Annotated in this window: 25 protein-coding genes; 14 read left to right on the forward strand and 11 right to left on the reverse strand. The window is 64.5% G+C overall.

Annotation, left to right across the window (positions count from 1 at the left end):
- Positions 1-91: 91 nt before the first annotated feature.
- Positions 92-973 carry a DMT family transporter gene (locus tag DCO45_RS11560; protein ID WP_116925962.1) on the reverse strand — a complete coding sequence of 294 codons (882 nt, stop codon included), beginning with the start codon at positions 971-973 and terminating at the stop codon, positions 92-94.
- 148 nt (positions 974-1,121) lie between these two features.
- Positions 1,122-2,261, reverse strand: a complete 1,140-nt coding sequence (locus DCO45_RS11565; RefSeq protein ID WP_116925963.1) for an aromatic ring-hydroxylating dioxygenase subunit alpha — start codon at positions 2,259-2,261, stop codon at positions 1,122-1,124.
- A 397-nt stretch (positions 2,262-2,658) separates the two neighbouring features.
- Between DCO45_RS11565 and DCO45_RS11570 the strand changes: the two genes are divergently transcribed.
- The 4 genes from DCO45_RS11570 (at position 2,659) to dctP (ending at position 7,192) form a co-directional block, all read left to right on the forward strand.
- Entirely contained in the window at positions 2,659-2,916 is a 258-nt protein-coding gene (locus tag DCO45_RS11570; RefSeq protein ID WP_021026004.1) for an exodeoxyribonuclease VII small subunit, read from the forward strand.
- A 9-nt stretch (positions 2,917-2,925) separates the two neighbouring features.
- A complete protein-coding gene (locus DCO45_RS11575) occupies positions 2,926-3,834 on the forward strand; it encodes a polyprenyl synthetase family protein (RefSeq protein ID WP_116925964.1) in 909 nt (302 codons plus the stop codon).
- A 125-nt stretch (positions 3,835-3,959) separates the two neighbouring features.
- Positions 3,960-5,873, forward strand: coding sequence for a 1-deoxy-D-xylulose-5-phosphate synthase (dxs, locus tag DCO45_RS11580; RefSeq protein ID WP_116925965.1), 1,914 nt, complete (start codon positions 3,960-3,962; stop codon positions 5,871-5,873).
- Between the two features lie 233 nt (positions 5,874-6,106).
- A complete protein-coding gene (dctP, locus tag DCO45_RS11585; RefSeq protein ID WP_116925966.1) occupies positions 6,107-7,192 on the forward strand; it encodes a TRAP transporter substrate-binding protein DctP in 1,086 nt (361 codons plus the stop codon).
- A 308-nt stretch (positions 7,193-7,500) separates the two neighbouring features.
- Here dctP and DCO45_RS11590 read toward each other — a convergent pair whose 3' ends face one another.
- On the reverse strand, positions 7,501-9,330 hold the full coding sequence (locus tag DCO45_RS11590; protein ID WP_116925967.1) for a TRAP transporter large permease subunit: 1,830 nt from the start codon (positions 9,328-9,330) through the stop codon (positions 7,501-7,503).
- Between the two features lie 21 nt (positions 9,331-9,351).
- Positions 9,352-9,984: a TRAP transporter small permease subunit gene (locus tag DCO45_RS11595; RefSeq protein WP_116925968.1), complete on the reverse strand. Its 633-nt coding sequence runs from the start codon at positions 9,982-9,984 to the stop codon at positions 9,352-9,354.
- A 442-nt stretch (positions 9,985-10,426) separates the two neighbouring features.
- Between DCO45_RS11595 and DCO45_RS11600 the strand changes: the two genes are divergently transcribed.
- Positions 10,427-11,059: an OmpA family protein gene (locus tag DCO45_RS11600; protein ID WP_116925969.1), complete on the forward strand. Its 633-nt coding sequence runs from the start codon at positions 10,427-10,429 to the stop codon at positions 11,057-11,059.
- Between the two features lie 88 nt (positions 11,060-11,147).
- Here DCO45_RS11600 and modC read toward each other — a convergent pair whose 3' ends face one another.
- The 3 genes from modC to modA form a co-directional block, all read right to left on the reverse strand.
- Positions 11,148-12,284, reverse strand: a complete 1,137-nt coding sequence (gene modC / locus DCO45_RS11605) for a molybdenum ABC transporter ATP-binding protein (protein WP_116925970.1) — start codon at positions 12,282-12,284, stop codon at positions 11,148-11,150.
- Positions 12,281-12,979, reverse strand: a complete 699-nt coding sequence (gene modB, locus DCO45_RS11610) for a molybdate ABC transporter permease subunit (RefSeq protein WP_116925971.1) — start codon at positions 12,977-12,979, stop codon at positions 12,281-12,283. The genes modC and modB overlap by 4 nt, the downstream gene beginning before the upstream one ends.
- A 171-nt stretch (positions 12,980-13,150) precedes the next feature.
- Positions 13,151-13,906, reverse strand: coding sequence for a molybdate ABC transporter substrate-binding protein (gene modA, locus DCO45_RS11615; protein ID WP_116926014.1), 756 nt, complete (start codon positions 13,904-13,906; stop codon positions 13,151-13,153).
- Positions 13,907-14,106: 200 nt separating this feature from the next.
- On the opposite strand from modA, the gene DCO45_RS11620 reads away from it, so the two are divergent.
- A complete protein-coding gene (locus tag DCO45_RS11620; RefSeq protein ID WP_116926015.1) occupies positions 14,107-14,937 on the forward strand; it encodes a TOBE domain-containing protein in 831 nt (276 codons plus the stop codon).
- Between the two features lie 43 nt (positions 14,938-14,980).
- On the opposite strand, the gene DCO45_RS11625 is transcribed toward DCO45_RS11620, so the two are convergent.
- Positions 14,981-15,676 (reverse strand): LysR family transcriptional regulator substrate-binding protein, encoded by a 696-nt coding sequence (locus tag DCO45_RS11625; RefSeq protein WP_243419322.1) that lies wholly within the window; start codon positions 15,674-15,676, stop codon positions 14,981-14,983.
- Positions 15,677-15,767: 91 nt separating this feature from the next.
- Between DCO45_RS11625 and chrA the strand changes: the two genes are divergently transcribed.
- Complete coding sequence (chrA, locus tag DCO45_RS11630; protein ID WP_116925973.1) at positions 15,768-17,003, forward strand: chromate efflux transporter; 1,236 nt, start codon at positions 15,768-15,770, stop codon at positions 17,001-17,003.
- A gap of 32 nt (positions 17,004-17,035) precedes the next feature.
- On the opposite strand, the gene DCO45_RS11635 is transcribed toward chrA, so the two are convergent.
- Positions 17,036-17,920, reverse strand: a complete 885-nt coding sequence (locus tag DCO45_RS11635) for a LysR family transcriptional regulator (RefSeq protein WP_116925974.1) — start codon at positions 17,918-17,920, stop codon at positions 17,036-17,038.
- A gap of 128 nt (positions 17,921-18,048) precedes the next feature.
- Here DCO45_RS11635 and argC point away from each other — a divergent pair, with 128 nt between their 5' ends.
- Positions 18,049-18,975 carry an N-acetyl-gamma-glutamyl-phosphate reductase gene (gene argC / locus DCO45_RS11640; protein WP_116925975.1) on the forward strand — a complete coding sequence of 309 codons (927 nt, stop codon included), beginning with the start codon at positions 18,049-18,051 and terminating at the stop codon, positions 18,973-18,975.
- 25 nt (positions 18,976-19,000) lie between these two features.
- On the opposite strand, the gene DCO45_RS11645 is transcribed toward argC, so the two are convergent.
- Positions 19,001-19,366 carry a hypothetical protein gene (locus DCO45_RS11645; RefSeq protein WP_133248138.1) on the reverse strand — a complete coding sequence of 122 codons (366 nt, stop codon included), beginning with the start codon at positions 19,364-19,366 and terminating at the stop codon, positions 19,001-19,003.
- Positions 19,367-19,441: 75 nt separating this feature from the next.
- Here DCO45_RS11645 and DCO45_RS11650 point away from each other — a divergent pair, with 75 nt between their 5' ends.
- The 6 genes from DCO45_RS11650 to DCO45_RS11675 all read left to right on the forward strand — a co-directional run bounded on the left by DCO45_RS11650 (position 19,442) and on the right by DCO45_RS11675 (position 24,277).
- Positions 19,442-20,077, forward strand: a complete 636-nt coding sequence (locus DCO45_RS11650) for an ATP-binding cassette domain-containing protein (RefSeq protein ID WP_116925977.1) — start codon at positions 19,442-19,444, stop codon at positions 20,075-20,077.
- A gap of 118 nt (positions 20,078-20,195) precedes the next feature.
- Positions 20,196-21,023, forward strand: a complete 828-nt coding sequence (locus DCO45_RS11655) for an undecaprenyl-diphosphate phosphatase (RefSeq protein ID WP_116925978.1) — start codon at positions 20,196-20,198, stop codon at positions 21,021-21,023.
- A 203-nt stretch (positions 21,024-21,226) separates the two neighbouring features.
- Positions 21,227-21,754, forward strand: a complete 528-nt coding sequence (locus DCO45_RS11660) for a 2,4'-dihydroxyacetophenone dioxygenase family protein (RefSeq protein WP_021026020.1) — start codon at positions 21,227-21,229, stop codon at positions 21,752-21,754.
- Position 21,755: 1 nt separating this feature from the next.
- Entirely contained in the window at positions 21,756-22,493 is a 738-nt protein-coding gene (locus DCO45_RS11665) for an SDR family NAD(P)-dependent oxidoreductase (RefSeq protein WP_116925979.1), read from the forward strand.
- A 34-nt stretch (positions 22,494-22,527) separates the two neighbouring features.
- Positions 22,528-23,508 carry a tripartite tricarboxylate transporter substrate binding protein gene (locus DCO45_RS11670; RefSeq protein WP_116925980.1) on the forward strand — a complete coding sequence of 327 codons (981 nt, stop codon included), beginning with the start codon at positions 22,528-22,530 and terminating at the stop codon, positions 23,506-23,508.
- Between the two features lie 43 nt (positions 23,509-23,551).
- Positions 23,552-24,277 (forward strand): SDR family oxidoreductase, encoded by a 726-nt coding sequence (locus DCO45_RS11675; protein ID WP_021026023.1) that lies wholly within the window; start codon positions 23,552-23,554, stop codon positions 24,275-24,277.
- Between the two features lie 103 nt (positions 24,278-24,380).
- Here the strand turns inward: DCO45_RS11675 and tolA are convergent.
- Positions 24,381-25,291 (reverse strand): cell envelope integrity protein TolA (gene tolA / locus DCO45_RS11680; protein WP_116926016.1); only part of this gene is annotated, 911 nt, incomplete at its 5' end.

Consider the following 25,291-nt stretch of genomic DNA (forward strand, 5'->3'; position numbering starts at 1 on the left):
CAAGAAAAATCTTGCAAACATTATGTGGCAGCGCCGCGCCCGCTGCAGGCAACGGGTGCCGCCCCACCCCGCAAACGGCTGCCGACCCGGGTCAGCGCTTGCGCAGCACCGTGGCGACGATGCCGCTGCCGACGATCAAGGCCATGCCCATCCAGCCAATCGCCGGAATCTGGTCGCCAAAGACGACGATGCTAAAGAGGCCTGCAAACACAATGCCCGAGTACTGCAGGTTCGCGACCACCAGGGTGGCGCGGCGCGTGGTGGCCGAGCCGTAGGCGCGCGTCATCGCCAGCTGGGCGCCGGCGGCCAGAATGCCGACGGGGATCAGCCACAGCGCCGGCCAGCCGGGAAAGCTCGACGTGCCGACAAACAAGGTCGCCAGGCCGCCGGCGATGGCCGAGCCCACGGCAAAGTAGAAGACCACACGCTGCTCGGGCTCACCCATGCGCGACAAGGCCACCACCTGCATGTAGGCAAAGGCCGAGATCAGGCCGGACATCAGGCCCACCAGGCCGGCGAACATCTGGTCGGCCTCGATATTGGGGCGCAGCATCAGAATGACGCCGCAAAAACCACTGATCACCGTCAGCACCAGTGGAATGTTCAGCGCCGGCTGGTCGCCTTCTGCCTTGGGGCGCCAGGTGAGCAGCGCGCTGCCCACGACAAAGGCCGCGACCCAGAGGCTGCTCATGTAGTTCAAGGTCATTGCGGTGGCCAGCGGCAGCTTGCCGATCGCATAGAACCACATGCCCATCGAGGTGACACCGATGCAGCTGCGCCAGGCATGCATCTTGGGGTAGCGGGTGGTGAGCGAAATATGCTGGCGCCGGGTGAGCCACCAGATCAGCGCCATGCTGATGAGGCCGCGGTAGAACACGATCTCGGCCGCATTGAAGTACACAGAGGCGAACTTGATGCACACGCCCATGAGTGCAAACATGAACGCGGCGGCCACCATCCAAAGGGCTTGCATCGGAAATTTCTAAATAAAAAAGCTGCTATCGCAAAGCGCTAGCAGCTGTGGGGTGATCTGCAGAACCTTCGCCCGGGCCCTTGTTCAGACCCTGGCAAGGTGTTGTGCAGACCTTACCTGGTAGTTGGGAGTGCCTGGCCGTGGCAGATCACCTGTCTGGAACGGCGGTCTGCATCATACCCCGATACCACTCGTGGAAGTGCTGCATGCCGTCTTCCATCGGACTCTGGTAGGGGCCCACTTCGTTGTCGCCGCGCTCGAACAAGGCCTTGCGGCCGGCATCCATGCGCTCGGCGATCTCGTCGTCTTCGATGGCCGTTTCCATATAGGCGGCGCGCTGCGCCTGCACAAACTCGGGCTCGAAGGCGCTGATTTCCTCGGGGTAGTAGAACTCCACCACATTGAGGGTCTTGTCCACGCCCAGTGGGTGCAAGGTCGAGACCGTGAGCACATGCGGGTACCACTCCACCATGATGTGGGGGTAGTAGGTCAGCCAGATCGCGCCGTGCTCGGGCATCTTGCCGCCTCGGAAGTTCAGCAGCACCTCGTGCCAGGTCTTGTAGATGTCCGAGCCTGGCTTGGCAAAGGTGGGCGCCACGCCCACGGTCTGCACCGAGTACTCCTTGGCGAACTCCCACTTCAGATCGTCGCAGGTGACGAAATTGCCCAGTCCGGGGTGGAAGGGGCCGACGTGGTAGTCCTCCAGGTAGACCTCGATAAAGGTCTTCCAGTTGTAGTTGCACTCATGCATCTCGACATGGTTGAGCACAAAACCATCAAAGCTCAAGGCAGCGGCCGGGCCCATGTTGGCCAGATCGGCCTGGATGTTGCGGCCGTTGTCCTCAAAGAGGAGGCCATTCCACTCCTGCAACTTGTAGTTGTTCAGGTTGAGGCAGGGATCCTGGGCAAAGTGCGGGGCGCCCAGTAGCTCGCCGCTGGGGCTGTAGGTCCAGCGGTGCAGCGGGCAGACGATATTGCCGCCGGCGCTGCCTTTTTGCTGGTGGTTGAGCGAGCCCCGGCCCTTGAGCATCAACGCCTGGCGGTGGCGGCAGACGTTGGAGATCAGCTCGGCCTGGCCTGCGGCATTGCGCACCAGGGCCCGCCCTTCCTTTTCATGGGGAAGGGCGTAGTAGTCGCCAATCTCGGGAATCGCCAGCTGGTGGCCCACATATTTGGGGCCGTTCTGGAAGATGGTTTGCATCTCGCGCTCGAAAAGCGCTTGATCAAAGTAGCTTGAAACTGGAAGTTGGCTTGCGGCCTGCTGCAGTTGAAGACTTAAATCAGACATGGGTGACCTGACCTAAAGACTCCCCACAGGGAGGGTGCGCGTGCGCACGCGGAGAAAAAAATAAAACCGGCAGCAACAACAAAGGATGGCCGGTTTCGCGAAAAATGGGATTATACCCAGTGGGGTTATTCCCGTTCCGACCATGCGTGAATTGGCCATGGGTGACACAGCATGTCACCGATCCTTCATCGCACAGACAGACCGCCAATATTATCAAATTGATAGCTATAGCCTCATATTTCACGATAGATCGCCGGGATTTTTTGTGGGAATTGGGCCGGGCCTGCAGGCCTCGCAACGGTGGTTGGTCGTCGCTGCGCGCGCAGCCGCTTGTCCTGCGCCTAAAATCGAGCCTTTACATCCATGCACCTGGGCACGCTGTTTGCCCCCTTTGCCCATGCCCAAGGCCACTGCCTCCAAGACGTCTGCCACGCCGGACCTGCCCGAACCCGATAACTACGAAAGCGCGCTGCAGGAGCTCGAAGGCCTGGTTGCGCGCATCGAGTCCGGTCAGCTGCCTTTGGGCGACATGCTGGCCGCCTACCAGCGTGGCGCCGTGCTGCTGGCATTTTGCCGGGGCAAGCTCGAGGCGGTGCAGGACCAGATCAAAGTACTGGATGAGGGCCAGCTCAAGCCCTGGACCAGCGAGGAATAAGTGCTAACCATGACTTCAGCACACGATAATTTTGCCCTTTGGTGCAGCCAGGAACTCGCCCGCGTGGAGGACGCCCTCACGCTGTGGATCGCCGCCGATGCCCCTGCCAACCTGGGCGAGCCCATGCGCTACGCCGTGCTCGATGGCGGCAAGCGCCTGCGCCCGCTGCTGGTGCTGGCCGCTGCCCAGGCCGTGGGCAGCCTGGATGCGTCCCAGGCAGAGGCCGCCTTGCGCGCCGGCTGCGCGGTGGAGCTGATCCACGCCTATTCGCTGGTGCATGACGATATGCCCTGTATGGACAACGACGTGCTGCGCCGTGGCAAGCCCACCGTCCATGTGCAGTTTGGCCAGGCCCAGGCCTTGCTCGCGGGCGACGCGCTGCAGGCGCTGGCGTTCGAGATCCTGGTGCCCGAGGGCAGTGCCATCTCCGATGGCGTGCAGGCGCGCCTGTGCCGCCAGCTGGCCTGGGCAGCTGGCTACAACGGCATGGCCGGTGGCCAGGCCATTGACCTGGCCAGTGTGGGCAAGCAGCTCAGCCGCGAGCAGCTCCAGCAGATGCACAAGCTCAAGACCGGCGCGCTGCTGCAGGCCAGCGTCGAGATGGGCGCCACCTGCGCCGGCATCCAGGGCGCAGCGCTCGCAGCACTGAAGCAATACGGCGCCGCCCTGGGACTGGCGTTCCAGGTGATCGACGATGTGCTCGATGTGGTGGCCGATTCGGCAACGCTGGGCAAGACCGCCGGCAAGGACGCCGACAACGACAAGCCCACCTATGTATCGCTGATGGGCCTGCAGCCCGCGCGCGACTATGCCCATGAGCTGCTGGCCGAGGCGCAGCGGGCACTGGCAGGCAGCGGTTTGCCCCAGACGGCCGCGCTCGCGGCGCTGGCCGACATGGTGGTGCGCCGCAGCCATTGAGTAGGCCAAATGCGCCTTGTGACGGCTTAACCAGCCTCAAGGCGCTAACATAGCCCCTTGCCATTCCAGTAAAAAAACTGCGCGGATGCTTCCGAGGTATGCGTAGCAAGTGACCAAACCATAGTATGTCCACGAAGACCTTTCCCCTGCTAGCCACCGTCAATGACCCGGCGGATCTGCGCAAGATGTCGCGCGCCGAGCTCAAGACCCTGGCGCGTGAGCTGCGGGAGTTCGTGCTCGAGAGCGTGTCCAAGACCGGCGGGCACCTCAGCTCCAACCTGGGCACGGTGGAGCTGACCATTGCGCTGCACGCCGTCTATGAAACGCCGCATGACCGCTTTGTCTGGGATGTCGGCCACCAGACCTATCCGCACAAGATTCTGACGGGCCGGCGCGACCGCATGCAGGGCCTGCGCCAGTGGGGCGGCATCTCGGGCTTTCCGCTGCGCAGCGAGAGCGAATACGACGCCTTTGGCACCGCCCATTCATCGACCAGTATCTCGGCGGCGCTGGGCATGGCCGAGGCCTTCAAGCTGCAGGGCAGCGACCGCCAGGCGGTGGCCATCATTGGCGATGGCGCGATGACGGCCGGCATGGCCTTCGAGGCGCTGAACAACGCCGGGGTCAGCGACGCCAATCTGCTGGTGATCCTGAACGACAACGACATGAGCATCAGCCCGCCGGTGGGTGCGCTCAACCGCTACCTGGCGCAGCTGATGAGCGGCCAGTTCTATGCCAAGGCGCGGGGCGTGGGCAAGAGCATGCTCAAGCAGGTGCCGCCGCTCCTGGAGCTGGCCAAGCGCCTGGAGCAGCAGGCCAAGGGCATGGTGGTGCCCGCCACCCTGTTCGAGAACTTCGGCTTCAACTACATCGGCCCCATCGATGGCCATGACCTCGATTCGCTGATCCCTACCCTGGAGAACATCCGCCAGCTCAAGGGCCCGCAGTTTCTGCATGTGGTCACCAAAAAGGGCCAGGGCTACAAGCTGGCCGAGGCCGACCCGGTGGCCTACCATGGCCCGGGCAAGTTTGACCCGGCCATCGGCCTGGTCAAGCCCGCCACGCCGCCCAAGCCCACCTTTACCCAGGTCTTTGGCCACTGGCTGTGCGACATGGCCGCCCAGGACGAGCGCCTGGTCGCGATCACTCCAGCCATGCGCGAAGGCTCGGGCATGGTCGAGTTTGAAAAGCGCTTCCCCAAGCGCTACTTCGATGTGGGCATTGCCGAGCAGCACAGTGTGACCTTTGCCGCTGGCCTGGCCTGCGAAGGGCTCAAGCCGGTGGTCGCCATCTATTCGACCTTCCTGCAGCGCGGCTATGACCAGCTGATCCACGATGTGGCGCTGCAAAACCTGCCCGTGGTGTTTGCGCTGGATCGCGCGGGCCTGGTGGGGGCCGATGGCGCCACCCATGCCGGCAACTACGACATCGCCTTTACCCGCGCCATTCCGAACATGAGCGTCGCCTGCCCGGCCGATGAGCGCGAATGCCGCCAGCTGCTGAGCACCGCTTTTGCGCAGAACCACCCGGTGACCGTGCGCTACCCGCGTGGCGCGGGGGCCGGTGTGGCGCCACTCGAATCGCTGGAAGGCCTGCCCTTTGGCAAGGGCGAGATCCGCCGCCAGGCGCAGCCTGCGGTGGCGGGCCGCCCGCGTATCGCCATCCTGGCCTTTGGCAGTCTGCTCTATCCGGCCTTGCAGGCCGGTGAGGCGCTCAACGCCACGGTGGTGAACATGCGCTGGGCCAAGCCGCTCGATACCGAGCTGCTCGAGCAGGTAGCGCAAAGCCATGAGGCGCTGGTCACTGTCGAAGACGGTTGCCTGATGGGCGGCGCGGGCAGCGCGGTGCTCGAGGCATTGCAGCAGCTGCACATCGATGTGCCGGTGCTGCAGCTGGGCCTGCCCGATGCCTTTATCGAGCATGGCGACCCGGCCAAGCTGATGGCCATGCAGGGCCTGGATGCGACGGGCATCGAGCGCAGCATCCGCGAACGCTTTGCGGTGCCTGAGGCGGCCGCCGGCCAGAGCGCTGCGGCCTGATCCGCCCGCCTGGCACGCGCCTGGTTCTCTTGACAAGCCCGGTCATGGTGAACCGGGCTTTTTTGTGGCCTGCGCCGCCTGTGGCGCAATGCGGACAGAATCCTTTGCAAAACTCTGGGGAAAACCCGCTGAAGTCACTTCTGCAACCATTTCTACAATTTGCAAAGCTAAAAGCGGCTCGCGCCTATGGCAGGATAGCTACCTTTACTTTCAACAAATAATTGGAGACACGAATGGATCGTCGTTCGCTTATCAAAAATGCCGGTATCGCTGGCGTTCTGGCCGCAGGGGTGGCACCGGCCGTGCATGCACAGGCTGCAGTGCGCTGGCGCCTGGCCTCGAGCTTCCCCAAGTCGCTTGACACCATCTTCGGCTCCGCTGAAAAGCTGTCTGCGGCCGTCAAGGCCATGTCCGGCGGCAAGTTTGAAATCTCGGTCCACCCTGCGGGCGAGCTGATGCCCGCATTCGGCGTGGTCGATGCGCTGCAGGGCGACACCATCGACATGGCCCAGACGGCGGCCTACTACTTCACCGGCAAGGACCCGATCTTCGCGTTCAGCTGCGCCGTGCCCTTTGGCCTGACCACCCTGCAGATGGCGGGCTGGAAGGACCACGGCAACGGCCGCAAGCTGCTCGATGCCTTCTTTGAGAAATACAACTTCAAGACCGCATCGGCGGGCAACACCACCACCCAGATGGGCGGCTGGTACCGCAAGGAAATCAAGACCGTGGCTGACTTGAAGGGCCTGAAGATGCGCATGGGTGGCGGTGTGTTCGGTGAGGCCATGGCCAAGCTGGGCGTGGTCGCGCAGAACATGCCAGCGGGCGACGTGTACCAGGCGCTGGAAAAGGGAACGCTGGACGCGGTGGAATTTGTCGGTCCCTACGACGATGAAAAGCTGGGCTTCAACAAGGTCGCTCCGTTCTACTACTACCCCGGTTGGTGGGAAGGCTCGGCTGATCTGGAGTTCTTCATCAACATCAAGAAGTACAACGCGCTGTCGCCCGAGAACAAGGCGATCCTGGACGCCGCCACCCGCGTGGCCGCTGCCGACATGACCGCCAAGTACCAGGTGCTCAACCCCATCGCGCTGAAGAACCTGGTGGCCAACAAGACCCAGCTCAAGCCGTTCTCCAAGGAGCTGATGGACGCTGGCTTCAAGGCCTCGATGGAAACCTTTGCCGAGCACGAGGCCAAGTCGCCCGAGTTCAAGAAGATCCACCAGGACATGCGCGCCTTCCAGAAGGACCAGATCCTGTGGAACCGCTTCTCCGAGTACCCCTTCAACCAGTACATGGCCCAGGTCAAACTGCCCTGATCGGGAGATGCGCCAGGCCATTGGGGCTTGGCCGCAGCAGCCAAGAGCCGCAGCTTGCTGCGGCTTTTTTGCGTCTATACAGGCTGCGTGGGTGCATCGGCATGCGGCTTGGGTACTTCGCACTCATTCATGACTGGGTGCGGCCGGAGCGCCTCGATGCCGGTTCGCCGGTTCGCCGGGCCGCCGGGCCGCCGGGCCGCCGGTTCGCCGGACCACCAGCGCACGGGGCGTTGTGGCACCCAGCTGCAGGCAGCCATAAAAAAACCCTGGGCAAGCCAGGGTTCGGGTGGGAAGGGCTTGGGCGCCCCTTATTTGCTTTCTGCGGGAGCAGTGCCCAGCGAGTCCTGCAAGGCCTTGGCTGGATCGTCCGAGCCATAGCCTTCTGCGGCGGGTGCCGGCATTGCGCCTGCATCGGAGCCCGGTGCTGCGCCTGCATCGGCGGGTGCATCCGGGCTGGCAAAGGGGTTGTCCCCATAGCCGCCGTCTGCGTTGCCCAGCTGGTTCATCATCTGCTCATTGACCTTCTGCATGTCGACAACCGCCGGCTTTTCCAAAGCTCCCGTAACGATGCCCGGGAAGGCGATCAGCACACCGACCATGATCAGCTGGATCAGCACAAACGGCACAGCGCCCTTGTAGATCTGCATCGTGGTCACCGGCTCGATCACCTTGTGTGTGACCCGGTCCACATACTGCTTATCAGGCGCCACCGATCGCAGGAAGAACAGCGCAAAGCCGAACGGCGGGTGCATGAACGAGGTCTGCATGTTGACTGCCAGCAGCACACCGAACCAGATCAGGTCGATGCCCATTTTGTCAGCCACGGGGCCCAGCAGCGGCACGACGATGAACGACAGCTCAAAGTAGTCCAGGAAGAAGGCCAGGAAGAAGATCATCACGTTGACGACGATCAGGAAGCCGGTCTGGCCGCCTGGCAGGCTGGTGAGCAGGTGCTCGACCCACTTGGGGCCGTCTGCGGCCTGGAACACCAGGCTGAAGGTCGTCGCGCCAATCATGATGAACATCACAAAGCTGGCAAGCTTGGTGGTCGAGCCCAGCGCCTGCTTGAGCAGGTTCATGTTCAGGCGCTTGCGGGCAAAGCCCATGATGAGCGCGGCCATGGCACCCATGGCGCCGCCTTCGGTGGGGGTGGCGATGCCCAGGAAGATGGTGCCCAGCACCAGGAAGATCAGCAGCAGCGGCGGGATCAGCACAAAGGTCACGCGCTCGGCCAGCTTGGACAGCAGCCCCAGCTTGAAGACGCGGTTGATCGAGGCGATGACAAAGGCGATGAAGGTGCCGCCGCACATGGCCGTGACAATCTTCTCGTCGGTGGCCACGTCGGTGACCAGCTTGCCTTCCCACCAGGTGTGGATGTCGGCCATGTGGTTGGCTAGGAAGATCGCGACAATCGTCGACAGGCCCATCACCACGATCAGCGAGGTGTAGCCGGCATTACCGTTGGCTTCGCGGTAGATACGGGCTTCAACGGGCAGCGCAGGCACCAGCTTGGGCTTGAAGATGGCCAGGAAGGCGACCCACAGCACATACAGACCCATCAGCATAAAGCCGGGGATGAACGCGCCCTTGTACATATCGCCCACGCTCTTGCCCAGCTGGTCGGCCATCAGGATCAGCACCAGCGAGGGCGGAATGATCTGGGCCAGGGTGCCCGATGCGGCAATCACGCCCGAGGCCAGGCGCCGGTCATAGCCGTAGCGCAGCATGATGGGCAGCGAGATCAGGCCCATGGAGATGACCGATGCGGCGACCACACCGGTGGTAGCGGCCAGCAGCGCGCCGACAAAGATCACGGCGAGCGCCAGACCGCCACGGATCGGGCCAAAGACCTGGCCCACCGTGTCGAGCAAGTCCTCGGCCATGCCGCTGCGCTCCAGTATCAAGCCCATCAAGGTGAAGAACGGCACGGCCAGCAAGGTGTCATTGGCCATGATGCCGATCAGGCGCTGGGGCAACCAGGCCATCACCGACGAGGGAAACACATCGAGCTCAATGCCGATAAAGCCGAACATCAGGCCGGCAGCGCCCAGGCTGAACGCCACGGGAAAACCAAGCAGCAAAAAGACGATCAGGCCCGCGAACATGATCGGGGCGTAGTTGGTAGCGATAAATTCCATGGTGAGATCCTCGTGCTACCTTCAAGACTGGCGCGCAGCAGCCTGGACTGCTGCAGCCGTCTGGGCCTGCTTGATTTCAGCTTCGGCACGCAGTGCTTCGGCCAGCTCTTCCTCAGCGCTCTTGTCGCTGAGCTTGCCCATCGGGTCGGGGCCATCGCCAGTCAGAAACGCGATGCGCTTGACCAGCTCGGACAGGCCCTGGAGCATCAGCAAGGTGATGCCCACGGGGATGGCGGCCCATACCGGCCAGCGGATCAGGCCGCCGGGATTGCCCGACATTTCGCCAGATTGGTACATCTGGATCACCACCGGCATGCTCAGCCACAGAATCGTGACGCACAGCGGAGTGAGGAACAGCGCAAAGCCGATGATGTCGATCCAGACCTGCTTGGTCTTGGACAGGCGCGAGTTGATGACGTCGATGCGCACATGCTCACGGTGCAGCAAGGTGTAGCCGGCGGCCAGCAAGAAGGACCAGGCGAACAGGTACCACTGCACTTCCAGGAAGGCGTTGGAGCTGGCGTCGAAGGCCTTGCGGACGATGGCGTTGGCGGCGCTGATGAAGGTGGCGGCAAAGATAAGCCAGATTGAGTATTTGCCGACGAAAGCATTGAGCCTGTCGATAGCCCTGGATAGGGCGAGTAAAGCCTGCATGGTGTCTCCAATGGTTGGCTAGTCCTGTCACACGTGCTCATTGCCGGTAAGCAAATGCACATTTTCGAAAAGCACTGATTTTACGAATAACTACGCGCTTCCCCATACAAATTACCTTGCCGATGTTGCGAACAGGCGCAAGGATGAAAAAATATTTCAGAGAAAGCCGCCAACTCAAGGGTAATCACTAGGTAAAGGGCATGGTGTCACGATGACCTGCTATCTATTTTCGAGCGCCGGGTGCCGGGTTACTACCTGGTTGGTTGCCACTTTGCGCACCGGATTGGCTGCATCGGCCGTGGGAGGTTCGCTGCGCAGCGCCAGTGCTGCAAGGTACAATCTCGCGCGTATCTGCCATGGGGCTGTGCAGGGCCTGCGCGGCCACGGCATGCAGCCACAACAATTTCTTTTTTAATGCACCACGGGTGCCTGGAGTCTGACTGTGAGTTCTTCGCAAAATAATGACGGTGATGAGCGCTTTGCCTTGGGCCTGGTATTTGCCCTGATCACCCTGGTGGTGTTGGGCGTGATCTGGTTTGGCGCCTACACAGGCTTGCATGGCGCCAAGTCTGGCCAAGCCGGCGTGGTCGCTGCTGAGACTGGCGCCAAGCGCGGCGCCGTGCTGGGTGGTACGGACCCGGCCGTTGCTGCTGCCCGTGCGGCCGCTGCGGCGCAGGCTGGCAATGCCGCTGGCGCTACCGGCGTAGCCGCTGCTGCTGGCGGTGCTGCCGTGGTGGCCGATGACGCTGCTGCGGTGGTGATCGAAAACGGTGTGGTCAAGTTCTACTTTGCCACCGCCAAGGCCGAGCTGGCCCAGGGTGCGAACGAAGCGCTGGTAGATGTGATCGCTGGCGTCAAGGCCGGCCAACGCGCCGTCATCTCGGGCTACACCGATGCCACTGGCGACGCAGACAAGAACGCCGAGCTGGCCAAGCAACGCGCCTTTGCCGTGCGCGATGCGCTGCTGGCCCTGGGCGTGACCGAAGACAAGCTGGAGCTGAAGAAGCCCGAAGCGGTGGAGAACGCGGGCAACAATGCCCAAGCGCGCCGCGTGGAAGTGGTGCTGGCCCCTTAATCGGCCCCAGCAGACACGACCAAGCCCGGATGCGTCCGGGCTTTTTTGTTGTTGGCGGGGCCTGAGCGGCCGCTGCGCGCCATGGCGGTCAGCGCAAGACGGCAACGCCCTTGAGCTGCGCATGCACGAGCAGGCCGGGAGCCAGCTGCAACAGACGTGCCGAGCGGGCCGAGACCAGCGCCAGCAGGTGGGGCGTGTCATCAGCCGCACCCGGTGCCAGGCGCAGCTGCACCAGCACCTGGCCTGGGCTGCTTTGCTGCAGGGCCGTCACCACGGCCGGCAGGCTGTTGAGAATGGAGCTGCCGGTCTGGGGCATCAGCGACAGGCTGACATCGCGCGCCATCACGCGCAGGCGCACCCGCTCGCCTTGCCGGTAATGGGCATCGGCCTGCGTCCAGTGCAGCTGCAGCTGCGGGTGGGCGCCTATTTGCAGCGACCACAGGTGGTCTTGCAGGTCGTGGCCGCAGACCTGGCCTTCGAGCAGGCTGGCTTGCTGGGCATCGGGCAGGGCCTGGGCCAGCGGGGCATTCAGCGCGGTCAGCATGTCGGCCACCGGCCCCTGCGCCGCGACACGGCCGGTTTGCAGCACCACCACCTGGTCGGCCAGGCGGCCCACTTCGTCGATCGAGTGGCTGACGTACAGGATCGGCAGCTTGAGCTGATCGCTGAGCTGGTCCAGGTAGGGCAGCACCTCGGCCTTGCGCTCGGCATCCAGCGCCGCCAGCGGTTCATCCATCAGCAGCACGCGCGGGCTGGTAGCCAGTGCACGGGCAATGGCCACGCGCTGGCGTTCGCCGCCCGACAAGGTGGCAGGTTTGCGCCCCAGCAGCGGGCCAATGCCCAGCAGCTCGACCAGGCGCTCGATCTGCACGCGCTGGCGCGCGGCCGGGGTGCGGCGCAGGCCGTAGCGGATGTTGTCATGGGCGCTCAGGTGCGGGAACAGGCTTGCCTCCTGGAAGACATAGCCCAGTGCCCGCTGGTGCGTGGGCAGCCAGTGGGCGCTGTCATCGTCTTGCCAGCGCTCGCCATTGACGCTGACCTGGCCCTGGGCACGTTCGAGCCCGGCAATGGCGCGCAGGCAACTAGTCTTGCCGCAGCCCGAGGGGCCAAACAGTGCGGTGACGCCCTGGCCGGGCAGCTGCAGGTCCACCTGCAGTTGGAACGCGGCGCGCTGCAGCTGCAGGCGCGCGTGAATGCCGTCGTGGTGGTTCTGGGCTTGCGTCATAGGGGGCTCGCGTTGTTCCTGTCGCGGGGTTGCAGCCATTGCAAGGCCACCAACACCACAAAGGCAAACACCACCATGCCGCCGGCCAGCCAGTGTGCCTGCGCATACTCCATGGCTTCGACGTGGTCGTAGATCTGCACCGACACCACGCGCGTCTTGCTGGGGATATTGCCGCCCAGCATCAGCACGATGCCGAACTCGCCCACCGTGTGGGCAAAGGTCAGTACGGCTGCGGTGATAAATCCGGGGCGCGCCAGCGGCAGCGCCACGCTGAAGAAACTGTCGATACGGCTCGCGCCCAGGGTGGCAGCCACTTCCAGGGGGCGGCGGCCCAGGCCCTCAAAGGCCCGCTGCAGCGGCTGTACCGCAAAGGGCAGCGAGTAGACCAGCGAGCCCACCACCAGCCCGGCAAAGGTAAAGGGCAGATAGCCCATACCCAGGGCGCTGGTGAGCTGGCCCACCGGGCCATTGGGGCCCATCGTGACCAGCAGGTAAAAGCCGATCACCGTTGGCGGCAGCACCAGCGGCAAGGTCACCACCGCGCCAATGGGGCCGCGCCAGCGCGATGCCGTATGCGCGAGCCACCAGGCCAGCGGCGTGGCCAGCACCAGCAGCAGGGCAGTCGTGACGCTGGCGAGCTCCAGCGTCAGCCAGATGGCGGCCCAGTCGTCGGGGCTGAGAAGGGAGGTACTCACGGCAGAGGAGGGCGTGGCGAGGTGGGTTGAAGGAGGGAGGCTGCTGCGCACATGGTGCACGCGCAGCGCGGGCCCGGCAAGGGCAGTGTTTGGCCGGACCAACGCGCTGAGGTCAATGGCCGAGCAGAGACCAGCGGGATCAGACCCGCCAGTTCGGTGGCCCGCCGCGCCTTAGAACCCGTAGCCGTAGGACCTGATGATGGCGCGCGCCTTGTCGCCCTGGAGGTATTGCATCAAGGCGGTGGCGGCGGCATTGTCCTTGGCGCTACTCAGCACAATGGCGTCCTGGCGGATGGGTTCATGCATGGCCGATGGAACCATCCAGGCCGAGCCTTCGCGCAGCTTGCCGTCTTCCATCACCTGCGACAGCGCCACAAAGCCCAGCTGGGCATTGCCACTGGCTGCGAACTGGTAGGTCTGGCCGATGTTCTCGCCCTGCACGATTTTTGGCGTCACCTGGTCGGTCAGGCCCAGGTTCTTGAGCGTTTCCATCGCGGCCAGGCCATAGGGGGCGAGCTTGGGGTTGGCGATCGCGATATGGCGGTAGTCACCCATCTTGAGCACGGCGCCCTTGTCGTCCACATAGCCCGCTTGCTTGCTCCACAGCACCAGCTGGCCAATGGCGTAGGTAAAGCGGCTGGCGGCGACGCCCTTGCCTTCCTGGGCCAGCTTGGCCGGCGTCGTGTCATCGGCGGCCAGCAAAATGCCAAAGGGTGCGCCGTTGTTGATCTGTGCATAGAACTTGCCGGTGGCGCCGAACGACAGCACCGCCTTGTGGCCGCTGTCTTTTTCGAACTCGGCGGCAATCTTTTGCATCGGCGCGGTGAAGTTGGCGGCCACAGCCACAGAGACTTCGTCGGCATGGGCGCTGGCAGCGAGGGCGGCCAACAGGGACAGGGCGAGGGGGGCGAAGCGGCGTTGGATCATGGCGGTCATCAAATCGCTATTCTGTTAATGAATAGCGCGAGTGTAGCGAGATTGTTTTGGGGTGCCAAATGATGGGGGCCATAGGCCCCTGTATGGGCACGCTATTGGTCCGCTATTGGCACGCTATTCTGGGCAAGGCTTTTCTCCAACCGCGCTTTGGGCACCGGCGCGGGGCGCTAAAGCATGCGAAGATTCGCGCCATGATTCCCCAAGCATCGCTCGCTGCCGCGCTCGCCGAGAAGCGCTCTGACCGCCGCATGGATGTGCTGCGCCATATCCAGGATTGCGGCTCCATCTCCGAGGCCGCGCGCCGCGTGGGCATCAGCTACAAGGCGGCCTGGCAGGCCCTGGATACCTTGTCCAACCTGGCGGGTGTGGAGCTGGTGCAGCGCAGTGTGGGCGGCAAGGGCGGCGGGGGGGCGCAGCTCACGGCCGATGCGCTGCTGCTGCTCGAAGCGGCCGATGCCATGGGCCATGCCCGTGAGCAATTGCATGTGCAGCTCGAGCATGCGCGCCAGCTTCCAACGGCTGCAGACCCCCAGGCACGCAATGCCGGGCAAGCAGGCATCTCAGTGGCCACCACCCTGGCGCGATTGCAGGTGATGACCAGCATGCGCAACCAATGGCCCTGTGTCGTGGCCCAACTCAGCCGCAGCGGCCCCTTGGTGCAGGTGCAATTGCAGGGGGCCGATGCTGGCGCGCAGTTTGTATTGCATTCCCATATCACCGATGAGAGCGCGCAGCTCTTGGGCCTGCGCCAGGGCCTGCCGGTGCTTGCCATGTGCAAGGCCACCGCTGTCGCAGTACAAGCGGCATCGGCCGCTACCGTGCTGGCGCCGGGGGGCAACGTCTGGCAGGGTGCGGTTACACGGGCCACGCGCGGCGGCACGGTGCAGGAGCTGGCCGTACGCCTGCAGTCTGGCGTGCAGCTGGTGGGCTTTAGCCGCGAGGCCACGTCGCTGCGCGCGCGCTCTGCGGTGCAGGTGACGGTGGAGCCCTCGGCGGTGGTGATTGCGCTGAGCGGCGAATAAACCCGGCTTGCGCCCGGCAGCGAGGCGCTGACGTCCAGGCGCCTTATTCCAGCACCAGGCGCTTGCGCAGTTTTCGGGTGGTTTCGACAAAGGCCGCTGCTGCCGGCGATAAGCGGTCAAAGCGCAGCGCCGCCAGCGCGATGGGCCGGTGGTTGCGCGGCATGAGCCGGCGGTAGGTGACGCCGGCCGGGGGCGCGGGCAGCGCCAGGCGCGCGGCAATGGTCAGCGCATCGCCTTGCGCGACAAAGCCCATCATCGAGCTGAGCTGCTCAAACCGGTACAAGGTGTTGGGAACGGCGCCTTTGTCGGCCAAGAACGCGTCCACCCGCGGGCCGGAGCCCGCCGAGGTGCGAATAAATGGCTGGTTATGAAAATCCAGCGCGCTGATGCTGGTCTTCTGGGCCAACGGATGGGTGGCGGGCAGCACGGCCACCAACTCGCCCTCGATCAGCGGCACCGAGTCAAAGCGCTCGTCGGGCAAAACCACAAAGCCCAGTTCCACGCGGCGCTCCAGCAGCCATTGCAGCACCACGCTGTTCACCGCTTCTTCGATATGCACCTCGACCAGTGGATGGGCCTGGCGAAATGCGGCCAGCAGCTGCGGCAGCAGGCGCAGCGAGGATGTCGCGCCAAACGAGGCGATCTGCAGGCGCTCGCACCGCTTCCTTGCTGGTAGGTGGTGGTGCGGCGATTGTCGGCATGGGGCTGATGAATGCGGGCAGCAAGCGCTTGCTGCCAAGGCCTGCGCAGGCAAGTTGATGCATGATCGTCTTGGCAATGCCACCGAGCCCGCTTATGCTGCTGGCCAACCACCGCGACTGTGCCTCCCTATGAACGCCCACCCCAGCCCAGAGCCTTGCCCTTCACCGCAAGCAGATGCCACCCCGGCCAAGGGCTCTGCGCTGGAAGTGCTGGGCGCCTTTTTGAAGCTGGGCCTGACCTCGTTTGGCGGGCCGGTCGCGCATCTGGGCTATTTCCATACCGAGTTTGTGCTGCGCCGGCGCTGGATCGATGAGCGCGCCTATGCGGATCTGGTGGCGCTGTGCCAGTTTCTGCCCGGCCCGGCCAGCAGCCAGGTCGGCATGGCCTTGGGCCTGGGCCGGGCGGGTTGGTGGGGGGCCTTGGCAGCCTGGCTGGGTTTTACCTTGCCATCGGCCCTGCTGCTGATGCTGTTGGCACTGGGCATGTCGCAATGGACAGGGCTGGCCACATCGGGCGCCGTGCATGGCCTCAAGGTCGTGGCCGTCGCGGTGGTGGCGCAGGCTGTATGGGGCATGGCGCGGGCGTTGTGTCCGGACCGGCTGCGTGCCGCATGGGCCATCGCCGCCGCCTTGCTGGTGCTGGCCGTGCCTTCCACCTATGGGCAGCTGGCAGCCATCGTGCTGGGTGCAGTGCTGGGCCGCTGGGTGCTGAAGCTGGGCCCGCTGCCTGCGGCACAGCACCAGCACTATGGTGTCAGCAACCGTGTGGGAAGCTGCTTGCTGCTGGTCTACGCCGTGTTGCTGGGGCTGAGCCCCTGGCTGATAGCCGCGTATGGAGGCAGCTTGCTGGCCATCGCAAGCCAGGTCTTCCAGGCCGGTGCACTGGTGTTTGGCGGCGGCCATGTGGTGTTGCCGTTGTTGCAGGCCAGCTTGGTGCCGGGCGGGCTGGTGTCCAACGACATACTGCTGGCCGGTTACGGCGCAGCCCAAGCCGTGCCGGGCCCGCTGTTCACGTTTGCCGCCTACCTGGGCGCGGCCATGCCCGCGCCATGGGGCGGCTGGTGGGCCGGCCTGGCCTTGCTGCTGGCGGTGTTTTTGCCGGGCCTGTTGCTGGTGGCCGGTGTGCTGCCGTACTGGGAATCGCTGCGCCAGCGGGCCGGCGTGCAGCGGGCGATGGCGGGCATCAATGCATCGGTTGTCGGCGTGCTGCTGGCTGCGCTGTACGACCCGGTGTGGACCAGCGCCATCCATTCCCGGCTGGATTTTGGCCTGGCGCTGGCCGCATTCGGCCTGCTGGTGTTGGCCCGGCTCTCCGCGCTATGGGTGGTGGTGGGCGCAGCCTTGTGCGGCTGGTGGTTTTTCTAGCGGGCAGGGCGATGGGCCAGCGGCAGCGGCGCTCACACCAGGCGCAGGCCCCACAGCACATCCAGCACATGCTGGGTGGAGGGCTCCACATAGCCGGCGCGGTGGGCGATGCCCAGCCGGCGCCACAGCGCAGGGCGCAGCGGGCGCATGGCGATGCGCGCGTCCGGCGGTGGGGCCGTGGCCTCGTGCGGCAACAAGGTGGCGCCGTAACCTGCGGCGACCAGGCTCTTGATGGCATCGTTGTAGTTCAGCGCAATGCGCGGCACCGGGTGGTGGCCGCCCGCGGCAAACCACTCGCTGGTCTGGCGTGACAGGCGTGTGCTGGCATCGTTGAGGATCAGCGGCTGGCCGGCGAGCCACTGCGGCGTGAGGCGGGCCGGGCAGGTCCAGTCGGCAGGCACAAAGGCCATCACAGGATCGCGGCGCCAGGGCTTGATCACCAGGCCTGCGACGGCTGGCTGGGGCAGGGCGGTGACGCCGATGTCCAAGCGGCTATCCACCAGGCGCGCCAGCGTCTCCTCCGAGGTCTGGACGCTGATCTGGATGTCGATGCCCGGATGCTGATCGCGCAGCACCGCCAATGCCTGGGGCAGCAGATGCGCAATCACCCCGGTCGATGCGCCCAGCCGCACACGCCCTTCCAGCCCCTGCACCTGGCGCTGGATGTCGCTCAGCGCCAGCTCGGCCTCGTCCAGCAGGCGGCGCGCGCGTGCGACCAACACCTCCCCAATGGCCGAGGGCCGCACATGCCCGCGCTTGCGCGACAGAAGCGGCGCGCCAATGCGCTGCTCCAGCTCGGCAATATGCAGGCTGACCGTGGGTGCTGCCAGGTGCAGGCTATGGGCGGCCTTGATGAACGAGCCCTGGTCGGCAATCGCCACCAAGGTGCGCAAACGGTCCAGGCTGATCTCTCGCATCGTGGCTCCAAATTCAGAAATGCTGAACGTCTGGTTTGTGAAATTCAACTTTCATTATTTTAGGACGCGGAGGAACATAGCGGCTCGATCCATGGGCCAGCGCCCGCATTCTCGGAAGTCATCTACATATGCGCACTCCTCTTGTTTTTATCGACGGCGACCAGGGCACCACCGGTTTGCAAATCCATGAGCGGCTGCGCGGGCGCAGCGATATCCGTCTCGTGACCCTGCCAGCCGCTGAGCGCAAGGACGTCCAGCGCCGGGCCGAAGCCATCAATGCCTGTGATATCGCCATCCTCTGCCTGCCCGATGCGGTTGCGCGCGAGGCGGTGCAGTCCATCGTCAATCCTGCGGTGCGGGTGATCGATGCCAGTTCTGCGCACCGCACCCACGCCGATTGGATCTATGGATTTGCGGAGATGTCGGCAGCGCAGGCCGAGCGCATTGCCAAGGCCCGCCGGGTGACCAATCCCGGCTGCTACCCGACGGGGGCCATCGGCTTGTTGCTGCCGCTGGTGCAGGCCGGGCTGGTGCCTGCCAGCTACCCGCTCAGCGTGCATGCGGTATCCGGCTACTCCGGGCGCGGGCGCGCTGGCGTCGAGGCGCATGAGGGCGGGGGCGATGCCAAGCCGCCAGCCTTCCAGGTCTATGGCCTGGAGCTGGCGCACAAGAATGCGCCGGAGATGCAGTTGCACGCAGGCCTGGACGCGCGCCCGCTGTTTGTGCCGGCCTATGGCGCGTATCGCCAGGGCATTGTGCTGACGGTGCCGCTGGCATTGCGCATGCTGCCGCCTGGGGTGGATGCCGCTGCGCTGCAGGCCTGCCTGGCACGTCACTATGCGCAGGCGCCTGATGTGCAGGTCTTGTCGCTGGACGAGGCCAAAGCGCTTACACACCTGGATCCGCAACTGCTCAACGGCACGAATGCCATGCAACTAAGCGTCTTCCACAACGAGGCGCAGGGCCAGGTGCTGCTGGCGGCCATTTTTGACAACCTGGGCAAAGGCGCATCAGGTGCGGCGGTGCAGAACCTGGACCTGATGCTGGGCGCCTAGCAGGCCACCGTCGGCCAGCTATTCGCTAGTCGTTACTGCCCAAAAACTGCTCGGTCAGCTGCTGGGCAAAGGCATCGGGGCCGCTGAGGGTCAGGCTCAGCTGCAGCGCGGTCTGCTGGGCAGCTTGCGGCGCCAGCAGCTGGCGCTGCAGCGCATCCCAGTGCAAGGCCAGCGCGTCACCTGCATCGCTTTGCAGCTGCAGGTCCAGATCCCAGCGGTGGCCATCTTCCAGCGCGCCGGGGGCGCCAAAGGCATCGCTGCACCAGGCCAGCAGCTGCGTGACCTCGGCCGTCAGCGCCGGCCACTGGGCGGCCTTGGCATAGGCCATCGCATCGAGGCTGGTAAGGCCTTCGCCGTCATCGCTGGTGTCAAAGTCCAAATAGTCAAGCATCTGCGGGGGTTTCATCGATATTGCGCGATTTTATGCTATGTTTTTAGGAGTTAATCAAGCAAGCCGGATACCCCTATGAGCCTGGAATGGAATGCGCTGGATTTCTCCTACCCGCAAGCGGCCCCGCTGCTGGTCGGCTGGCAATGGCAGGCTGCGCCTGGCCTGGTGCAGCTGGTCGATGGCCTGAGCGCAGGCAAGACCACGGCCTTGCAATTGCTGGCCGGGCAGCTGCAGGCCAGCGCAGGCAGCGTGCACATCGATGGCCAGACGCCGGAGGCGCTCAAGAGCGCAGGGGGCGTGTTCTGGCACGAGCCGCGGCTGCCTGCGACCATGCCGCCAGGCACTACGGTGGTGGCCGATTGGGTGGCGCAGTTGCGCCGCGACTGTCCGGGCTGGGACGAGGCGCTTTTTGTGCAGTGGCAGGCGGGGTTGGATCTGGCCGCGCACAGCGCCAAGCCGTTGCTGGCGCTCTCGACTGGCAGCCTGCGCAAGCTGGTCATCGCGCTGGGCCTGGCCAGTGGCGCCCGGCTGGTGCTGATCGATGAGCCGACCTCGGGGCTGGACAAGCCGGCGCTGGCTTTTTTGCGCGAGGGCCTGCAAACCCTGGCGCCGCACCTGGCCGCGCAGGGGCGCTATGCCGTGCTGGCGCATTACGAGCCTTTGGTGGATGCCGGGGGCGCCGTGCAGGTGGTGGCGCTGCCGGCGCCGTAGTGGCTGCGCAGGCGCGGGCGCTGCATTGTGTAAATTTTCGTGCGCGCCCGGGGGCCAGCCCTGTGGCGCGTGTTGGGCCGCTGGATAATCGGGCAGACCGATTTTTTGAAAGACTGTTGTGGATACCTTGCTGTTGATCAAAGCCGCCATCATGGGCGTGGTGGAGGGGCTGACGGAGTTCTTGCCGATCTCCTCGACAGGGCATTTGATTTTGGCCGGCAGCCTGCTGGGCTTTGACGATGCCAAGGCCAAGGTGTTTGACATCGCGATCCAGACCGGTGCCATCTTTGCGGTGATCCTGGTGTATTGGCAAAAGATCCGCAGCACCGTAGTGGCGCTGCCATCGAGCCGCCAGGCGCAGCGCTTTGCGCTCAATGTCTTCATCGGCTTTTTGCCCGCCGTGGTGCTGGGCCTGTTGTTTGGCAAGTACATCAAGGCGCATTTGTTCACGCCCATCGTCGTGGCCACCACCTTTATCCTGGGCGGCTTTGTGATTCTCTGGGCGGAAAAGCGCCAGTCGGCCCATGTGCGGGTGCAGACGGTCGATGAGATGACGCCGCTCGATGCATTGAAGGTGGGTCTGGTGCAGTGCCTGGCGATGATTCCGGGCACCAGCCGCAGCGGCTCGACCATCATCGGCGGCATGCTGATGGGCCTGTCGCGCCAGGCGGCCACCGATTTTTCCTTCTTCCTCGCGATCCCGACCTTGATCGGCGCAGGTGTCTACAGCCTCTACAAGGAGCGGGCACTGCTGTCGATGGCGGACCTGCCCATGTTTGCGACGGGGCTCATCTTCTCGTTCATCAGCGCCTGGCTGTGCGTGCGCTGGCTGCTGCGCTACATCGCCTCCAACAGCTTTGTGCCCTTTGCCTGGTACCGCATTGTGTTCGGCATCATCGTGCTGGTGACCGCCTTTAGCGGCATGGTCAATTGGGTGGATTCCTGATCGCGAACATCCTCGCGCATCCGCACACTCAAGCCCGGCCCGACAGCCGGGCTTTTTTTGTGCCCGTTGGGCCACTGCCGCAGCCCGGTCCCTGTCGCCAATATGTCTGTGCCGCCCAAGGCTTGGGGTTTGTCTGGGCTGCGGGTCTTTCGGCGTTCTCTACAATTATCCATATTGTGAACTTTAGTCCATATGGTGGATAAATGCCTGTAGATAGCCCTGACCAGACCCCGTTGATGCCTTACCAGTATCCGAACCCACCTGATGCGCTGCCCGAGATCGTGGTGGAAAGCGCCATCCCCACCGATGAGCGGCTGTGGGTGCCGCAGGCCGAGAATGTCTGGTTTCGTCCGCTTTGCCTCAATGCCAGCCAGGGTTACTGGATGAACCTGCTCAAGGTGCGCAAGTCCGGGGTGCTCAGCCGCCACCGCCACCCCCAGGCGGTGCATGGCTTTGTGCTCAAGGGCCGCTGGAAATACCTGGAGCACGACTGGTGGGCCAAGGAAGGCAGCTATGTGTTCGAGCCACCAGGCGAGACCCACACCTTGTATGTGCCCGAAGACTGCGAGGAAATGATCACCTACTTCCAGGTCAATGGTGTCATGTACTACACCGACCCCTGGGGCAAGGGCATGGGTTTTGAGGACGTGTTCACCAAGATCGACATGTGCCGCAAGCACTTCGAGGCCGTTGGCCTGGGTGCCGATTACACCAACCAGTTCATCCGCTGACATGGCCGATTGCAGCTACCAATTTGGCGGCCGCGTGGCCGTGGTGACGGGGGGCGCCAGCGGCATTGGTGCCAGCCTGGTGCAGGCCTTGCAGCAAGCGGGCGCGCGGGTCGCCGTTTGGGATTTGCAGCCGCTTGCCGCAGCGCTGGCCGGCGATGCGCTGTTCTGCCCGGTCGATGTGACCGAGCCGGCCAGCATCCAGGCGGCGCTGGCGCAGACCTTGGCCCGCCTGGGCCGGGTTGACATGCTGATCAACAGCGCCGGTATCACCGGGCCCACGATGGCTCTCGATGCCTTTGACGATGCCGTCTGGCAAAGGGTGATCGACATCAACCTGGTCGGTGTCTACCACGTCTGCAAGGCGGTCGTGCCGGTGCTGCGTGCCCAGGGCTATGGCCGGGTGGTGAATATCGCCTCGCTCGCAGGCAAGGAGGGCACGCCCAATGCGTCGGCCTACAGCGCCGCCAAGGCCGGGGTGCTGGCGCTGACCAAATCGCTGGGCAAGGAGCTGGCCGGCAGCGGCGTGCTGGTCAATGCGGTGGCACCGGCAGCGGTGCGCACGCCCATTTTGGAGCAGATGGCCCCCGAGCATGTGGCCACGATGATTGCCAAGAGCCCGATGGGGCGGCTGGGCGAGCCCGAGGAGATTGCGGCCCAGGTGCTGTGGCTGGCGTCTGACGCCTGCTCGTTCAGCACTGGGGCGGTGTTTGATGTATCCGGTGGACGTGCGACCTATTGAAACTGCACGACAAAGTAAAAACAGAGGAGACAGTATGAACATGAGCAAAACGCGCCGAGGCGCCATCGGCTTGTTTGCGGCCAGTGCCAGCGCGGTATTGATGGCGCTGGGCAATGTCGCAGCAGCTGCTGATTTCCCGACGCGCCAGATCGAGTTGATCGTGCCCTTCCAGCCCGGTGGCGGCACCGACGGTGTGGCCCGTGCCTTTGGTGAGGCGGCGCGCAAGCACATTCCCCAAAGCGTGGTGGTGATCAACAAGCCCGGTGCCAGCGGCGCCATTGGCTGGACCGACATGATCAATGCCAAGCCTGATGGCTACAAGCTGGCCGTGGTGACGGTGGAGCTCGTGACCCTCAAGCCCATGGGCCTGGCCAAGTTCTCGTACGACGATGTGCAGCCCATCATCCAGTTCAATGCCGACCCGGCCGCGATCACCGTGCGCGCCGATGCGCCCTGGAACACGATTGAAGAGTTCCTCGCCGCCTCCAAGAAGGACCCCGGCAAGATGGGCGTGGGCAATGCCGGCAATGGCTCGATCTGGCACTTCGCCGCCACGGCGCTGGGCGACAAGACCGGCATCCAGTTCAACCATATCCCGTTCCAGGGCGCGGGCCCGGCCGTGCTGGCGCTGATGGGGGGCCACGTCGATGCGGTGGCGGTGAGCCCGGCCGAAGTGGCCCAGCAGCTGCAGGCGGGCAAGCTCAAGATGCTGGCCGTGATGGCAGACCAGCGCGTGAAGAACTTCGACAAGGTCCCCACCCTGAAGGAAAAGGGCATCGACCTGAGCATTGGCACCTGGCGCGGCATTGCCGGCCCCAAGAAGCTGCCCACCGATGTGCTGAACTACTTGAAGGCCGCCGCCAAGAAGACCGTCGATGAGCCGGCCTTCCAGGAAGTGCTGGCCAAACAGAACCTGGGCTTTGTCTATGCCGACGACCAGGGCTTCCGCAACCAGATGATGAAGGATGCGACCTATTTCGCCGACCTGATCAAACTGCTGGACATGAAGAACTGAGCCCCAAGCGGGCGATAAGTAAGCAATGCGAGAGATGCGAGTGATGACTACGACCTACCAGAAAGACCTGTTGACAGGCAAGACCGCCCTGGTCGCCGGTGCCACCCAAGGCATTGGCGCCGTGATCGCCAACCATTTGGCGGCGCTGGGCGCGCGCGTGATTGCGCTGGGCCTGGGCGAGGGCGATGGCACGCTGGATGCTGGGGTGGAGGTGCGCCAGGCCGATGTCACGCGCCAGGCCGATCTGGATGGGGCGCTCGCCGATCTGGACGAGCTCGACATCGTCTTCAACTGCGCGGGCATCATCAAGCGCGGCCTGGAGCACGATGTGGAGGTTTTCCAGCGCGTGCTGGAGGTGAACCTGACCGGCACCATGCGGGTCTGCACCGCCACGCGCGACAAGCTGCGCGCCCGGCGCGGCTGCATTGTCAACACCGCATCGATGCTGACCTTCTTCGGCGGTGGCCTGGTGCCCGGCTATGCGGCCAGCAAGGGTGGCATTGGCCAACTCACCAAGTCGCTTGCCATTGCCTATGCGGCCGATGGCATTCGGGTGAACGCGATTGCTCCGGGCTGGATTGCGACGCCGCTGACCCAAGCGCTGCAGGACGACCCGGCCCGCTCGGGCCCCATCCTGGCACGCACGCCGCTGGGGCGCTGGGGCACACCGCAGGATGTGGCGCAGGCGGCCGTGTTTCTCTGCACGCCGGCGGCCAGCTTCATGACGGGCGTGGTGCTGCCGGTCGATGGCGGCTATATGGTGAGCTGAGGCTGACGCCCGAGAGGGCGGTGGCAGCAAGCTGTCCATCCAAAGACAAATGCCCTCGGCCAGGTGGCCGAGGGCATTTTTTTTGAGGAAGACGAACAGGTCGTCAGTCCTTGGGGCGGAAGCCAATGACCAGGCTCGACGGCACGCGGCCATCGGTGTCGCGCGGCAAGGTCTCGGTCTTGTGCATCGCGCGGACGACGGCATCGTCCCAGGCCTTGTTGCCGCTGGACTTGGTGACGCGCACGCCCACGATGGTGCCATCGGGGGCAGCGCGCACTTCCAGCTCGGCACGCGGGTTGCCCTGGATGTCGTCGGGGAAGGTGATGTTGGGGCGCACCTTGGCAGCGACCTTGCCGCCATAGCCGGCCGATGGGCCGCCTTGGCCAGAGGCGCTGCCCGATGGCGTGCCACCCTGGCTGCTGCCGGCCGCACCTGCAGCGCCTGCCATACCGGCCATGCGGGCGATATTGGCCTGGCGCTGGGCTTCGGCGGCCTTGGCATCTGCTGCTGCCTTGGCTTTGGCGTCAGCAGCGGCCTTGGCCTTGGCGTCCGCTGCTGCTTTGGCTTTCGCATCTGCAGCGGCCTTGGCCTTGGCGTCGGCTTCTGCCTTGGCTTTCTCGGCCTTCTCGCGCTCGGCCTTGTCCTTCTCGGCTTTTTCCCGGGCGTCCTTTTCCTTTTGCAGGCGGTCCTTCTTGTCCTGCTCGGCCTGCTTCTTGCGGTCGGCTTCCTTGCGGTCCTTCTCCGCCTTCTCGGCCTTTTCGCGGGCATCCTTTTCCTTTTGCAGGCGTTCCTGGCGCTCCTCTTCCAGGCGATCCTTCTTGTCCTGCTCGGCTTGCTTCTTGCGCTCGGCTTCCTTGCGCTGGGCCAGCTCACGCTCCTTTTGCTCGCGCTGCTTGGCTTCCTGCTCCTTTTTCTTGCGCAGGGCAATCTCGGACTCGCGGTCGTCGTCATCCTGCACGGCCGCCACGGGCTTGGGCGTGGTCACGGCCGGGGCGGGCGCGGGGGGCGGGGGGG

The organism is Comamonas sp. JNW, from assembly GCF_003105075.1.
GTDB lineage: Bacteria > Pseudomonadota > Gammaproteobacteria > Burkholderiales > Burkholderiaceae_C > Comamonas > Comamonas squillarum.

Bases quoted from the DNA above. Each gene is read 5' to 3' on its own strand.
- modC (WP_116925970.1), bottom strand. From the start codon at position 12,284: ATGACGCAAGCCCAGAACCACCACGACGGCATTCACGCGCGCCTGCAG.
- DCO45_RS11575 (WP_116925964.1), top strand. From the start codon at position 2,926: ATGACTTCAGCACACGATAATTTTGCCCTTTGGTGCAGCCAGGAACTC.
- dxs (WP_116925965.1), top strand. From the start codon at position 3,960: ATGTCCACGAAGACCTTTCCCCTGCTAGCCACCGTCAATGACCCGGCG.
- argC (WP_116925975.1), top strand. From the start codon at position 18,049: ATGCGCACTCCTCTTGTTTTTATCGACGGCGACCAGGGCACCACCGGT.
- DCO45_RS11650 (WP_116925977.1), top strand. From the start codon at position 19,442: ATGAGCCTGGAATGGAATGCGCTGGATTTCTCCTACCCGCAAGCGGCC.
- DCO45_RS11660 (WP_021026020.1), top strand. From the start codon at position 21,227: ATGCCTGTAGATAGCCCTGACCAGACCCCGTTGATGCCTTACCAGTAT.
- DCO45_RS11620 (WP_116926015.1), top strand. From the start codon at position 14,107: ATGATTCCCCAAGCATCGCTCGCTGCCGCGCTCGCCGAGAAGCGCTCT.
- chrA (WP_116925973.1), top strand. From the start codon at position 15,768: ATGAACGCCCACCCCAGCCCAGAGCCTTGCCCTTCACCGCAAGCAGAT.
- modA (WP_116926014.1), bottom strand. From the start codon at position 13,906: ATGATCCAACGCCGCTTCGCCCCCCTCGCCCTGTCCCTGTTGGCCGCC.
- DCO45_RS11560 (WP_116925962.1), bottom strand. From the start codon at position 973: ATGCAAGCCCTTTGGATGGTGGCCGCCGCGTTCATGTTTGCACTCATG.
- dctP (WP_116925966.1), top strand. From the start codon at position 6,107: ATGGATCGTCGTTCGCTTATCAAAAATGCCGGTATCGCTGGCGTTCTG.
- DCO45_RS11645 (WP_133248138.1), bottom strand. From the start codon at position 19,366: ATGCTTGACTATTTGGACTTTGACACCAGCGATGACGGCGAAGGCCTT.
- DCO45_RS11595 (WP_116925968.1), bottom strand. From the start codon at position 9,984: ATGCAGGCTTTACTCGCCCTATCCAGGGCTATCGACAGGCTCAATGCT.
- DCO45_RS11675 (WP_021026023.1), top strand. From the start codon at position 23,552: ATGACTACGACCTACCAGAAAGACCTGTTGACAGGCAAGACCGCCCTG.
- DCO45_RS11670 (WP_116925980.1), top strand. From the start codon at position 22,528: ATGAACATGAGCAAAACGCGCCGAGGCGCCATCGGCTTGTTTGCGGCC.
- DCO45_RS11570 (WP_021026004.1), top strand. From the start codon at position 2,659: ATGCCCAAGGCCACTGCCTCCAAGACGTCTGCCACGCCGGACCTGCCC.
- DCO45_RS11665 (WP_116925979.1), top strand. From the start codon at position 21,756: ATGGCCGATTGCAGCTACCAATTTGGCGGCCGCGTGGCCGTGGTGACG.
- DCO45_RS11635 (WP_116925974.1), bottom strand. From the start codon at position 17,920: ATGCGAGAGATCAGCCTGGACCGTTTGCGCACCTTGGTGGCGATTGCC.
- DCO45_RS11590 (WP_116925967.1), bottom strand. From the start codon at position 9,330: ATGGAATTTATCGCTACCAACTACGCCCCGATCATGTTCGCGGGCCTG.
- DCO45_RS11565 (WP_116925963.1), bottom strand. From the start codon at position 2,261: ATGTCTGATTTAAGTCTTCAACTGCAGCAGGCCGCAAGCCAACTTCCA.